Below are 15,785 nucleotides of genomic sequence, written 5' to 3' on the forward strand. Positions count from 1 at the left end.
CCGTCACCACGAACATCACTGACACCGAACGCCGCCGTCGGCTCATCCACCCCCGACAGCAACTCCCGGAAGAACGCCTCATGCTCCCCGCCGGCGAGGCTGGCGCGGGCCTGTGCAACGAAGTTGCGGTACGGCAGCGGCTCCGGCAGCGTGTCGGCTCGACCGGCCATCACCGCCTCGATCTCGTCCGTCACGACATCCCACGCGGTGTGGTCCTCCACCAGGTGGTCGACCCGCAGCAATCCCAGCCAGCGCCCGTCGGCGACCTCGGCCACGTGCAGGTCCAGCAGCGGGGCGCGACCCAGATCCATCGGCCGTCCCACCATGGACATCAGTTCCGCCACCGGGTCCGTGGTGCCGGCGGGCAGGCTGACCTCGAGGACCGGCAGGGTCGCGGACCGCCACACCGCCTGCACTGGCTCCTGCAGCCCTTCCCACACCATCGAGGTCCGGTACACGTCGTGCCGGTCGATGACCTGTTGCAGCGCTGCGGCGAACCGGTCTGCCCGGTCGCGGTCGTCGAACTCCAGCACGAACGAGGTGACGTAGAGGTCGCTGTCGTCTGCGGTGAGCAGGTGGTGGAACAGGATGCCTTCCTGCAGCGGCGCGAGGGGGTAGATGTCCGCGACGTTCGCCGCGCCGCCATCGACCGTGCCGACGATCGCCTGGATCTCCGCCTCGGTCAGGTCGATCAGCGGCAGCATCTGCGGCGTGATCACCTGCGCATCGACCGGGATCAGGTTCGGCGGGACCTCCACGGTCACACTACCCGTCGACGCCGCCAGTCCCGCCGGCGTCGGCGACACGAACAACGCCCGCACCGACACCGACACCCCGCGCACCCGCAGCCACTCCACCAGCCGCACCGCGAGCAGCGAGTGCCCGCCGAGCGCGAAGAAGTCGTCATCGACGCCGACGGTGTCGACTCCGAGGACTTCGGCGAACGCCTGGCAGAGCAGCTCCTCGCGGACGTTCGCCGGGCCGCGCCCGGTCCCCGCCGCCGACGTGAGATCGGGTGCCGGCAATGCCTTGCGATCCAGCTTGCCGTTGGGTGTCAGCGGCAGCGCGTCGAGGACGACCACCGCGGCGGGCACCATGTACTCCGGCAACCGCCCACCGGCGAACCCGCGCAACGCCGCCGGCAGCCCGGTGACATCACCCTCAACCGGGACCACATACGCGACGAGACGCTTGTCCCCCGGAGTGTCCTCGCGGGCGATCACGGCGGCATCGGTGACTTGCGGGTGGGCGTTGAGTACCGCCTCGATCTCACCCAACTCGATCCGGAACCCACGGATCTTCACCTGCTCATCCGCCCGACCCAGATACACCAGGTCACCGTCGCCGGACCAGCGCACCACATCACCGGTCCGATACAACCGGCCACCAGCCGCATCAAACGGATCCGCGACGAACCGGCCAGCCGTCAACCCACGACGACCCAGATACCCACGCGCCAACTGCCCACCAGCGACATACAACTCACCCACCACACCAGGCGGCACCGGCTGCAACCAGCCGTCCAGCACATACACCCGCAACCCCGCGAGGCCCCGCCCGATCACACTGTCGCCGACCTCACCAGCGGTCAACGGCCGATACGTGACATGCACCGTCGTCTCAGTGATCCCATACATGTTCACCAACCGCGGCCCACCACCATCCGGCCACCGATCCCACCACGAGCCCAACCGGGTCAGGTCCAACGCCTCACCACCGAACACCACCGACCGCAACGCACCACCCACCCGCCGACCGGCGGCAGCGGTGACCAGTTGGTAGAACGCCGACGGCGTCTGGCTCAGCACCGTCACCCGCTCCCGCTCCAGCAGATCCCAGAGCTCCTCCGGCGACCGCGACACCTCCGACGGCACCACGACGACCCGACCGCCGTGCAGCAACGCTCCCCACAACTCCCACACCGAGAAGTCGAACGCGAAGGAATGGAACCAACTCCATACATCGTCCGGACCGAACTCGAACAGTCCCCGCGTCGCCGCGAACAGACCCACCACATTCCGATGCGACACCACCACACCCTTCGGCGCCCCCGTCGACCCCGACGTGAACATCACATACGCCGCAGCATCCAACGCCACCGCCGCCGCGGGGTCCGCGTCAGACAACGACGCCGTGATGGCGGGATCGCCGACCGCCATCACCGGCACCGACACGCCGGACAGCGCTCCCCCGTTGGCGGCATCGGTCAGCGCACACACCGCGCCCGCATCCGCCACCATCAACGACACCCGCTCCACCGGCAGCCGCGGGTCGATCGGCAGATACGCGCCACCGGCTTTCCACACCGCCAGCAGCGCCGCGATCAGATCCAGCCCCCGTGGCAGGCACACGCCGACGACGGACTCCGCACCGACCCCCGCACCGGTCAACACGCGGGCCAGCCGGTTCGCCCGCGCATCCAGCTCCGCATACGTCACGGTCGTCTCGCCGTCCACGACCGCCACCGCGTCCGGCGACCGCATCACTTGCGCCGCGAACAGCCCGGGCAGCGGCATCTCCGGCACCTCGACGGCGGCGTCGTTCCACTCCACCAGCATCTGGCGCCGCTCGTCCGTGGTGAGGACGTCCACGGCGGAGATCGGAGCCGACGGGCTGTCCAGGACGGCCGCCAGGACCTGAACCCAGCGCTGGGCGATGTCGGCGACGGTGCCGGCGTCGAACAGGTCCGCCGCACCGGTCAGTACGCCGCTCAGTCCGGTGGGGGCACCGTCGTTGGCGAACGTCTCCGCCACGATGATTTCGAGGTCGAACTTCGCTGCGGTCGTGGCCTGCGCCGGTGCGGGCTGCCCACCGGCGTCGACGCCCGGCAGGTCCAGGACGGCGCCGGCGGTGTTCTGCACGGCCAGCATCACTTGGAACAGCGGGTTCCGGGCCAGGGAACGGACCGGGGACAGCTCTTCGACCAGCAGCTCGAACGGGACGTCCTGGTGCTCGAACCCGGCGAGTGTGGTCTCCCGCACCCGCGCCAGCAGTTCGGTGAACGTCGGGTCACCCGACAGGTCGGTGCGGATCACGAGGGTGTTGACGAAGAAGCCGACCAGATCGTCCAGCGCCTGATCGGTACGTCCGGCGTTCGTCGCGCCGATCGGGATGTCGGTGCCGGCGCCCAGTTTCGACAGCAGCACCGCAAGCCCGGCCTGCAGCAGCATGAATGCCGTCACACCCTGCTCCCGCGCCACCCGCAACAGCCGTGCGTGCAGCTCGGTGCCCAGCTGTACCGGCACGGTGTATCCGCGATGGCTGGCCGCCGTGGGCCGCCGCCGGTCCGCGGGCAGCGCCAGCTCTTCCGGCGCACCCGCCAGGGCCTGCCGCCAATACGACACCTGCCGCGAGATCACACTGTCCGGGTCGGTCTCGTCGCCGAGCAGTTCCCGTTGCCATAGCGTGTAGTCGGCGTACTGCACCGGCAGCGGCGTCCATTCCGGTGCCCGACCGGCCGCTCGCGCCGCGTACGCCGTCGACACGTCCGCGGCCAGCGGTCCTGTGGACCAGCCGTCGCTGGCGATGTGGTGTACGACCACGACCAGCGTCCGCTCGTCCGACCCGTCGCTGAACAGCGATGCCCGGATGGGTACCTCGGCCGCCAGGTCGAACGTGTGCTGCGTCGCCGCATCCACCGCCGCGTTGAGCTCCGCCGGTGCCACGTCGACCAGTTCCAGTTGCCAGGCCAGTTCTTCCAGCGCAATCACCTGCTGGAACGGCTGTCCGTCGGCGGTCGGGAACACGGTGCGCAGCACCTCGTGCCGGCCGATCACATCCCGCAACGCCGCCTCGAGGACCTGGGCGTCCACTTCACTCGACAGGCCCAGCACCATCGGGATGTTGTAGAGCGCGCTCGGGCCCTCCAACTGGCCGATGAACCACAGCCGTTGCTGTGCGAACGACAACGGCAGCCGCTCCGGCCGTACCGACGGCGCCAACGCTGACCGCGCCGCCCCCGCATCCGGCAACAGCCCAGCCAACCCGGCCGGTGTCGCCGCTTCGAACAACGCCCGCAGCGACAGCTCGACCCCGAACACGGCCCGCAGCCGGCTCATCAGCCGCACCGCCAGCAGCGAATGGCCACCCAACGCGAAGAAGTCGTCATCGACGCCGACGGCGTCAAGGCCGAGAACCTCGGCGAAGGCCAGACACATCAGCTCCTCGCGGACGTTGGCCGGCGCGCGACCGAGCCCGACGGCGGTGGCGAAGTCGGGCGCCGGCAACGCCTTGCGGTCCAATTTGCCGTTCACCAGCAACGGCAGCGCATCCAGCACCATCACCGCGGCGGGGACCATGTACTGCGGCAGCCGCGTCCCGGCGAACTCCCGGAGCGCCGCACCGTCGACGGCGCCGACCACGTACGCGACGAGGCGCTTCTCCCCGGCGGTGTCCTCCCGGGCGATGACCCGCACCTGCGCCACCTGCGGGTGGCCGGCGATCACCGCCTCGATCTCACCGGGCTCGATCCGCAGCCCACGGATCTTCGTCTGCTCGTCGACCCGGCCCAGGTACACCAGCTGCCCGTCGCCGGTCCAGCGCACCACGTCCCCGGTCCGGTACAGCCGGCCGCAGCCAGCCGGGTCGAACGGGTCAGCCACGAACCGTTCCGCGGTCAGCCCGGCCCGGCCGACGTATCCCCGGGCCAACTGCGCGCCGGCCAGATACAACTCTCCCGCCACCCCCGGTGGCACCGGGCACAACCGGGAATCCACCACGTACGCCCGCACGTTCGTCATCGGCCGGCCGATCGGTACCACACCGCCGGCGCCCGGGCGGCACTCCCCGGACGTCACGCCGATCGTCGCCTCGGTGGGACCGTATGCGTTGTGCAGCCGGGCCTCCGGCAGCACCTCGAAGAACCGGTCCCGCAGCCCGGCGGGCAGTTCCTCACCGCCGCTGAGCACCTGACGCAACGACGCACATTCCGCCGCTGCCGGCTCCGCCAGGAACGCCTGCAGCAGTGACGGCACGAACTCGGCGCTCGTCACGTGCTGGTCCCGGATCAATCCGGCCAGGTAGCCGGGCTCCCGATGCCCGCCCGGCCGCGCCACCACCACACACCCACCGGACACCAGCGGCAGGAACAGCTCCCACACCGACACGTCGAAGCCGATCGGTGTCTTGTGCAGCACCCGGTCCGAGATGCTGTTCCCGTACTGGACCTGCATCCACAGCAACCGGTTCACGATCCCGGCGTGCGACACCACCACGCCCTTCGGCGTGCCTGTCGACCCCGACGTGTAGATCAGGTATGCCGCCTGACCCGGCGACACCCGCACGTCGACGGCGCCGTCCGGCAGACCCGACACCTGCGGGTCGTCCACCGCCACCAACGGCACACCCAACCCGGCCGGCACCGTCCCGGCCGACGCCACGTCCGTCAGGACGCAGGCCGCACCCGCGTCCCCGATCATGAACGAGATCCGCTCCGCCGGCAGCTCCGGGTCGACCGGCAGATACGCCGCCCCGGCCTTCAACACGGCCAGCAACCCGACGACCAGCTCCGCGGACCGCTGCATCGCCACCGCCACCACGGATTCCGGGCCGACCCCACGGCTCGCCAGCAGCCGGGCCAGCCGGTTCGCCCGCCCATCCAGCTCGGCGTAGGACACCGGTACACCCTCGAACACCACCGCCGCCGCGTCCGGCGTCCGCGCCACCTGCGTCGCGAACAACCCCGGCAACGTCTCGGCCGGTACCTCCGCGGCGGTGTCGTTCCACTCGACCAGCACCCGATCCAGTTCGGCCACATCCGACACCGACACCGCGGACAGCGGCAGCGACGGGTCGGCCGCGACCGTCTCCATGACCCGCACCCATCGCCGGCCGATCGACGCCACGGACGCCGCGTCGAACAGGTCGGCCGCCCCGATCAGGCTGCCCTGCAGGCCCGCCGGGGCACCGTCCGCGTCGAACAGCTCCGACACCGTCAGGTCCAGGTCGAACTTCGCCGCCGACGCACCTGCCGCCGCGACGGTCTGCTCGTTGATGGGTGCGCCGGGAAGGTCCAGGACCGCGTCGGCGATGTTCTGCACGGTCAGCATCACCTGGAACAGCGGATGCCGTGCCGACGACCGGGCCGGGGACAGCTCCTCGACGAGTCGTTCGAACGGCACATCCTGATGCTCGAACCCGGCGAGGCTCGTCTCCCGGACCCGGCCCAGGAGTTCGACGAACGTCGGGTCGCCGGACAGGTCCGTCCGCATGACGAGGGTGTTGACGAAGAACCCGACAAGATCGTCCAACGCCTGATCGGTTCGCCCGGCGGTCGGCACGCCGATCGGAATGTCCGTGCCGGCGCCCAGCTTCGACAGCAACATGCTCAGCCCGGCCTGCAACAGCATGAACACCGTCACGCCCTGCGCCCGGGCAACCTCCACCAGGCGGGCGTGTGCGCCGGCCGGAACGGTCACCGGCACGCCGTGCCCGCGGTAGGTGGGCTCGGCCGGTCGACGCCGATCCGCCGGCAACACTAGTTCGTCCGGTGCATCCGCCAGGGCCTGCCGCCAATACGACACCTGCCGGGAGAGCAGGCTGTCCGGGTCGCCCTCGTCGCCGAGCAGTTCCCGCTGCCACAATGTGTAGTCCGCGTACTGCACCGGCAACGGTTCCCATTCCGGAACCTGACCCGCCAGCCGCGCCTGGTACGCCGTGGACACGTCGCCGGCGAGCGGCTCCGTCGACCAGCCGTCCCCGGCGATGTGGTGGATCACCACCACCAGCACCCGCTGGCCCGTGTCGTCGCTGAACAGCCAGGCCCGGATCGGTACCTCGGCCGCCAGGTCGAACGTGTGCCCCGCCGCCGCTGCCACCGCGTCTGCGAGGTCGGCGGCCGCCACTTCGACCGGTTCCAGCTGCCATTCCAGGTCCTCCAGCGCGGTCACCCGCTGGAACGGTTGGCCGTCGACCGCGGGGAACACCGTGCGCAGCACCTCGTGCCGGCCGATCACATCCCGCAGCGCCGCACCCAACGCCCCTGCGTCGACCTCTTCGGACAGGCCCAGCACCATCGGAATGTTGTAGGTCGCGCTCGGACCCTCCAGCTGCCAGAGGAACCACAACCGGTGTTGCGCGAACGACAACGGCAGCCACTCCGGCCGGACCCACGGCGCCAGCACCGACCGTGCCGTGCCGGCTCCCGGCAACCGCCCCGCCAGCCGCGCCGGGGTCGGCGCCTCGAACAACGCCCGCAGCGGCAGCTCCACACCGAACACCGCGCGGACCCGGCTGACGAGGCGCACCGCCAGCAGTGAGTGCCCACCCAGCGTGAAGAAGTCGTCGTCGACGCCGACGGCCTGGAGACCCAACACCTCCGCGAAGGCGAGGCACAGCAACTCTTCGCGGACGTTGGCCGGTCCGCGCCCGGCGCCGGCGGTCGCGGCGAAGTCCGGCGCTGGCAGCGCCTTGCGGTCCAGCTTCCCGTTCGGCGTCAGCGGCAGCGCGTCCAGCACCACCACCGCCGACGGCACCATGTACTCCGGCAACCGTTCACCGGCGAACCCACGCAGCACCGCCGGCAACCCGTCACCGGTGCCGTCCGCCGGCACCACGTACGCCACCAGGCGCTTGCCTCCCGCGGTGTCCTCACGAGCGACCACCGCAACCTGCCCGGCCTGCGGGTGCGCGGCGATCACGGCCTCGATCTCACCCGGTTCGATCCGGAACCCGCGGACCTTCACCTGCTCATCGACCCGGCCCAGGTACACGAGGTCACCGCCGGCGTCCCAGCGCACCACGTCACCGGTCCGATACAACCGTCCACCGCCGGTCGCATCGAACGGATCCGCCACGAACCGCTCCGCGGTCAGCCCCGCCCGGCCCACGTATCCCCGGGCCAGCTGCACTCCGGCCAGATACAACTCACCGGTGACCCCCACCGGTACCGGTGACAGCCGCTCGTCGAGCACATAGACCCGGGTATTCGCCACCGGCGCACCGATCGACGACGCCACGCGGGCGCCGGCCGCCAGTTCCTTGGCCGTGGCCCAGATCGTGGCTTCGGTCGGACCGTACACGTTCGTCACGGCCGCGGCCCGCGCCACCAGCACATCGGCGAGTGCTTCCGGCAGCGCCTCGCCACCCACCAGCATCCGTACCCCGGCCCACATGTCGGAGCCGGTGTCGGTGTCGGTCACCAATGCCTGCCAGAGGCTCGGCGTGCCCTGCACCATGGTCGCGCCGGACGAGCGCACCAGGTCCTGCAACAGCCGCGGGTCGCGTACCTGCTCCCGCCCGGCCAGCACCACGACCGCGCCGTTCACCAGTGGCAGGAACAGCTCCAGACCTGCGATGTCGAACCCGATCGTCGTCACCGCGACCAGGCGGTCCCCTGCCCCGACGCCGAATCGTGCCTGCATCGCCGCCAGGAAGTTCGCCAACGATCCATGCGTCACCGCCACGCCCTTCGGCGTGCCCGTGGACCCCGACGTGTAGATCACGTATGCCACCTGCTGCGGCAGCACCGCGGCCGCCAGCGGCGCACCCGACTGTCCTGCCACGGCCGCCATGACCGCCGCATCGTCCAACGAGAGCGCCGGAACCACACCAGCGTCCACACCGGCTCCGGCCAGCACCGCGGTACACGCGGCATCCGTCAACGCACACGCGGCGCCGGCGTCGGCGACCATGAAGCCGACCCGCTCCGCCGGGAACTCCGGGTCCACCGGGAGATAGGCGGCCCCGGCCTTCAGCACCGCCAGCAACGCCACGACCATGTCGATTCCGCGGCTCAGGCACACCGCCACCACCGACTCCGCGCGCACACCATGGCCGATCAGGAACCGGGCCAACCGATTCGCGCGATCGTCCAGCTCGGCATACGACACCGGCACCACGTCAGACACGACCGCCGCCGCGTCCGGCGTCCGCTGCACCTGCGCCGCGAACAGCTCCGGCAACGTCGCGGCACCGACCTCGACCGAGGTGTCGTTCCACCGGCGCAACACCCGGACGAGCTCGGCCTCGTCCAGCACCTGTACCGCCGACAAGGGCGCCCGCACACCGGTGTCGAGGCCGGTCTCCAACGCCGACACCACACCGGAGACCGCGGTGAGCATCATTGTGACCACTGCGTGCGGATCGATCGGCGCGACCGCATCGACGACCAGCCCGAACCCGATGCCGTTGTCGTCGAAGGCCACAGACAACGGATAGTTCGTCCGCTCCCGTGACAGCACCTCACGCACCACGACCGCGGTGTCATCCCCGGCGGTGTTTTCCTGTGGCCGGTCGAGCGTGTAGTGCCGGTAGTTCAGCAGGGTCGTGAACAGCGGAACGTCGGCCGGCACCGCGCTCGCCCGCTGGGCCAGGGCGAGCGGGGTGTGCTCACGCTCCAGCAACCCGGCCAGCTGGCTCCGCATGGTGGTGACCGCGGCCAGGACGTCGAGGTCGCCGGTGCGCACCCGAACCGGCAGCGTGTTGATGAACAGACCCGGCACCCGGTCGGCGCCGGCGCCGGCGCTCATCCGGCCGAACAACACCGTCCCGAACACTACGTCTTCGCGGGCGGCTACAACGGCGAGGACCCGGGACCACGCCACGTGCATCACCGTCGCCGGGCTGGCCCCCAGCCGCCGGGACACCTCCCGCAACCGCACACTCAGACCGGCGTCGACATCGGCCTGTGCGCTCACGACGGCCGAACCGTCGCCGCGCACGTCGGTCACGCCGAACGCGGCGGTCGGTTCGTCGACCCCGGCCAGCAGCTCCCGGAAGTATTCCTCGTGGTCTCCGCCGATCAGGCCGGCGCGGGCCTGTGCCACGAAGGTGCGGAACGGCAACGGCGCGGCGAGTTCCGCGGTTCGCCCGGCCAGGATCGCGCGTACCTCGTTGTACACGATCTCCACCGCGGTGTGGTCTTCTGCCAGGTGGTGGATCCGCACCATCGTCAGCCACCGGCCGTCGGCCCGCGCGGCCACGTGAACGTCCACCAGCGGGGCGCGACCCAGATCCATCGACAGGCCCACCACCGACATCAGTTCGGCTGCCGGGTCATCGACGTCGGCGGCGATGTCGACCTCCGTCACCGGAAGGGTCGCCGACCGCCACACCACCTGCACCGGTTCCCGCAGCCCTTCCCACACCACCGAGGTCCGGAAGATGTCGTGCCGGTCGATGACCTGCTGCAGGGCGGCGACGAACTGGTCGAGACCGCTGCGGTCGGGCAGTTCGAACACCCGCGGCAGGGCGTACACGTCGTCACCGCCTGCGGCGAGCAGGTGGTGGAACAGGATGCCTTCCTGCAGCGGCGCGAGGGGGTAGATGTCCGCGACGTTCGCCGCGCCACCCTCGACCGTGCCGACCACGGCCTGGACCTCGGCCTCGGTCAGCTCGACCAGCGGCAGCATGTCCGGCGTGATGGCTTGCGCGTTGGCGGGGATCAGGTTCGGTGGGACCTCCGCCGCGGTGCCGCCGGCCGATGCTGCCAGTCCCGCCGGCGTCGAAGACAGGAACAACGCCCGCACCGACACCGACACCCCACGCACCCGCAACCACTCCACCAGGCGCACCGCCAGCAGCGAGTGCCCGCCGAGCGCGAAGAAGTCGTCATCGACGCCGACGGTGTCGACTCCGAGGACTTCGGCGAACGCCTGGCACAGCAGTTCCTCGCGGACGTTCGCCGGGCCGCGCCCAGTCCCCGCCGCCGACGCGAAGTCCGGCGCGGGCAGGGCTTTGCGGTCCAGTTTTCCGTTCACCGTCAACGGCAGCGCGGCCAGCACCACCACGGCGGAAGGCACCATGTACTCCGGCAGCCGGTCGGCGGTGTACCCACGCAGCTCGGTGGTCAGCCCGTTGCCGTCGCCATCGGCCGGGACCACATACGCGACGAGACGCTTGTCCCCTGTGGTGTCCTCGCGGGCGATGACCGTGGCCTGACCGACCTGCGGGTGAGCGTTGAGTACTGCCTCGATCTCACCCAACTCGATCCGGAACCCACGGATCTTCACCTGCTCATCCGCCCGACCCAGATACACCAGGTCACCGTCGCCGGACCAGCGCACCACATCACCGGTCCGATACAACCGGCCACCAGCCGCATCAAACGGATCCGCGACGAACCGGCCAGCCGTCAACCCACGACGACCCAGATACCCACGCGCCAACTGCCCACCAGCGACATACAACTCACCCACCACACCAGGCGGCACCGGCTGCAACCAGCCGTCCAGCACATACACCCGCAACCCCGCGAGGCCCCGCCCGATCACACTGTCGCCGACCTCACCAGCGGTCAACGGCCGATACGTGACATGCACCGTCGTCTCAGTGATCCCATACATGTTCACCAACCGCGGCCCACCACCATCCGGCCACCGATCCCACCACGAGCCCAACCGGGTCAGGTCCAACGCCTCACCACCGAACACCACCGACCGCAACGCACCACCCACCCGCCGACCGGCGGCAGCGGTGACCAGTTGGTAGAACGCCGACGGCGTCTGGCTCAGCACCGTCACCCGCTCCCGCTCCAGCAGATCCCAGAGCTCCTCCGGCGACCGCGACACCTCCGACGGCACCACGACGACCCGACCGCCGTGCAGCAACGCTCCCCACAACTCCCACACCGAGAAGTCGAACGCGAAGGAATGGAACCAACTCCATACATCGTCCGGACCGAACTCGAACAGTCCCCGCGTCGCCGCGAACAGACCCACCACATTCCGATGCGACACCACCACACCCTTCGGCGCCCCCGTCGACCCCGACGTGAACATCACATACGCCGCACCGTCCGCTGGCGTCGTCACCTCAGGACCAACCCCAGACAGTGATCCCAACACCCCCACTACACCCGGATCGTCCAGCTCCACCACCGGCACATCCACCGGCCCAACCGAACATTCGGACACCGTCAACACCAACACCGGTGCCGCGTCCGCCACCATCAAACCCACCCGCTCCGGCGGCAGTCCCGGATCCACCGGCAACCACGCGGCACCCGCCTTCCACACACCCAGCAATGCCGCAATCAGATCCACACCCCGCGGCAGACACACCGCTACCAGCGACCCCACGCCAACACCCTGGCCGACCAACAACCACGCCAACCGACTCGCCCGAACATCCAACTCCCCATACGACACCTCAACCCCGTCACACACCACCGCCACCGCACCCGGATCCCGCAACACCTGTGCCCTGAACAACTCCGGCAGCGACAGCGCCGGCACCTCAACCGCGGTGTCGTTCCACTCCACCAGCATGCGTTCCAGCGCGGCCGTGTCCAGCACCGGCACTGTCGACAGCGGTGCCCGCGGCCCGCCCTCGAGGTCCGCTTCCAAGGCCGACACCAGGCCCGAGACGGCGGTGACCATCATGGTGACCACGGCGCCCGAATCGATCGGCGCGACCGCGTCGATGACCAGTCCGAATCCGTCGCCGTCGTCGTCGACTGACACGGTCAGTGGGTAGTTCGTTCGCTCCCGCAGGAACACCTGCCGCACCCCGGCTGGGGTGTCATCGTCGGCGACGTCGCCGTCCTGTGGCCGGTCGAGCGCGTTGTGCCGGAAGTTGAACAGGGAGTTGAACAGCGCTGCGTTCGCCGGCAGGCCGCTCGCCCGCTGGGCAACGGCGAGGGGGGTGTGCTCGTGCTCCAGGAGGGCGGCCAGTTGGCTCCGCATCGCGGTGACCGCGGCCACGGCGTCGAGGTCGCCGGTGCCCATCCGCACCGGCAGCGTGTTGATGAACAGACCGACCCGGTCGGCGCCGGCGTTCATCCGCCCGAACAGCAACGTCCCGAAGACCACATCCTCGCGGGCCGCGACCACGGCGAGGACCCGCGACCACGCCACGTGCATCACCGTCGCCGGGCTGACCCCCAACTGCCGGGCCGCGTCGCGCAGCCGAACCGCCAGGTCCGGGTCCAGGACCTGGCTGGCCCGTACCAACCCGGACCCGTCACCGCGCACATCCGTCACACCGAACGCCGCGGTGGGCTCGTCGACGTCCGCGAGCAGATCGCGGAAGTATGCCTCGTGGTCACCGTTGACCAGGCTGGCTCGGGCCTGGGCGACGAAGTTGCGGAAGGGCAGTGGTGCGGTCAGCTCGTCGGTGCGCCCGGCGAGGACCGCCCGCACCTCGTCGTACACGATTTGCGCCGCGGTGTTGTCCTCCACCAGGTGGTGGATGCGCACCATCGCCAGCCGCTGGCCACCGACCAGTTCGGCCACGTGAACGTCGACGAGCGGGGCACGGCCCAGATCCATCGACCAGCCCACCGCCGACAGCAGCTCGGCCGCCGGGTCTCGGGCGTCGGCGGCGAGGCGGACCTCGGTGACCGGCAGCGTCGCCGACCGCCACACCACCTGCACCGGCTCGCGCAACCCCGCCCACACCACCGAGGTGCGGAGGACGTCGTGCCGGTCGATCACCTGCTGCAGGGCAGCGACGAACTGGTCGAGACTGTCCTGGTCGGGCAGTTCGAACGCGCGCGGTACGGCGTACACGTCGTCGCCGCCGTCGGCGAGCAGGTGGTGGAACAGCATGCCCTCCTGCAGCGGCGCGAGGGGGTAGATGTCCGCGACGTTGGCCGCGCCACCCGCGACGGTGCCGACGACAGCCTGGATCTCGGCCTCCGTCAGCTCCACCAGGGGGAGCATGTCCGGGGTGATGACCTGCGCGCCTTCGGGGATCAGGTTCGCCGGGACGTCGACGGTCACCGCTCCTGCGGCGGCGGCGAGCCCAGCGGGTGTGGGGGCGTCGAAGAGCCTTCGCACCGACACCGACATCCCGCGTACGCGCAGCCACTCCACCAATCGCACGGCCAGCAGCGAGTGTCCGCCGAGGGCGAAGAAGTCGTCGTCGACGCCGACGGTGTCGAGGCCGAGGAGTTCGGCGAAGGCCTGGCAGAGCAACTCCTCGCGGACGTTCGCCGGGCCACGACCGGTCCCGGCCGCCGACGCGAAGTCCGGCGCCGGCAACGCTTTGCGGTCCAGCTTCCCGTTCACCGTCAACGGCAACGCGGCCAGCACCACGACCGCAGACGGCACCATGTACTCCGGCAAACGATCCGCGGCGAAACCACGCAGCACGGCCGGCAGGTCGTCATTGTCACCGTCGGCCGGAACCACATACGCGACGAGGCGCTTGTCCCCGGCAGTGTCCTCACGAGTAATGACAGCGGCGTGCGCGACCTGGGGATGGGTGGCGATGACCGCCTCGATCTCGCCCGGCTCGATCCGGAACCCGCGGATCTTCACCTGCTCATCCGCGCGACCCAGATACACCAGGTCCCCATCCGCCGACCAGCGCACCACGTCACCGGTGCGGTACAACCGGCCACCAGCGTCGAACGGGTCCGCGACGAACCGCTCCCCCGTCAACCCCGGACGACTGACATAACCCCGGGCCAGTTGGACCCCAGCCAGATACAACTCGCCCGCGACCCCAGCCGGGACCGGCGCCAACCGGTCGTCAAGGACATAGACACGGGTGTTGAACACCGGACGACCGATCGGCACCGGTCCGGCCGCTGGGACAGCGCACTCGGTCACGTCGACCGACGCCTCCGTCGGGCCGTACAGGTTGAACAACCCCACGCCCGGCAGGACCTCGAAGAACCGGTCCCGGACCGCCGCACCCAACGCCTCACCAGAACACACCACGCGCCTGAGACCACCACACTCAGCTGCCTGCGGGACCGCCAGGAACGCCTCCAACATCGACGGCACAAAATGCACGGTGTCGACGTGTTCATCACGGATCAGCTCCGCCACGTAACCCGGGTCTCGGTGACCACCCGGGCGAGCAATCACCATCACCGCGCCCTGGATCAACGGCCAGAACAACTCCCACACCGAAACGTCAAACCCGAACGGCGTCTTGTGCAGGACCTTGTCTCCCGGCTGCAGCCCGAACCGAGCTTGCATCCACACCAGACGGTTCACAATCCCGGCGTGGGACACCACCACACCCTTCGGGACACCCGTCGACCCAGACGTGTAGATCACATACGCCGCCTGCTCCGGCACCACCAGCACACCCGGATCTGCGTCCGAACCTCCCTGGTCGTCGACGTGCACGACCGGCACACCCAACCCGGCCAACGTCCCGTCGGACACAACACACGCCGCACCGGCATCCGCCAACATGAACGCGATTCGGTCGGCCGGCAGGTCCGGATCGATCGGCAGGTACGCAGCGCCGGCCTTCACCACGGCCAGCAGCGCCACCACCATGTCCACACCGCGCGGCAGACACACCCCCACCACCGAATCCGGACCCTGGTTCATCAACAACCTGGCCAGACGATTCGCGCGACCATCCAACTCCGCGTAAGACAACGTCACACCCTCGAACACCACCGCCGGCGCATCCGGAGTCCGCGCCACCTGCGCCGCGAACAACCCAGGCAGCGTCGCAGCCGGCACGTCAGCGGCGGTGTTGTTCCATTCGCGCAGCACCCGGTCCAGTTCGGCCGCACCCAGCACCGCGACCTCGCACAGCGGCGTCCGGGTGCCACCGTCAAGACCGGCTTCCAACGCTGGGACGAGGCCAGTGACCACTGTGGACAGCATCGCTGCGACTGCCTGCGGGTCGATCGGTCCGACCGCGTCCACGGTCAGCCCGAAACCATTGCCGTCATCTTCGATCGACACCGTCACCGGGTAGTTGGTGCTCTCCCGGGAATACACGGTGCGGACGCCCACGAACCCGTCTGGCCCGTCGGCGTTACCCGGCCTGCCGGCGCTGTTGTGCCGGTAGTTGAGCAGCGTGGCAAACAACGGCAGGTCGCCCGGCACCGCACTGACCCGCTGCGCCAACGCCAACGGCGCATGCTCATG

1 protein-coding gene is annotated in these 15,785 nt (G+C 69.9%); it reads right to left on the reverse strand.

Features of this window, described 5'->3' with window-relative positions:
- A partial coding sequence (locus AB0K00_RS56760; protein ID WP_363539869.1) for an amino acid adenylation domain-containing protein occupies positions 1–15,770 on the reverse strand: 15,770 nt, incomplete at its 3' end.
- Positions 15,771–15,785 lie beyond the last annotated feature (15 nt).

This window comes from Dactylosporangium sp. NPDC049525 (assembly GCF_040676755.1).
GTDB lineage: Bacteria > Actinomycetota > Actinomycetes > Mycobacteriales > Micromonosporaceae > Dactylosporangium.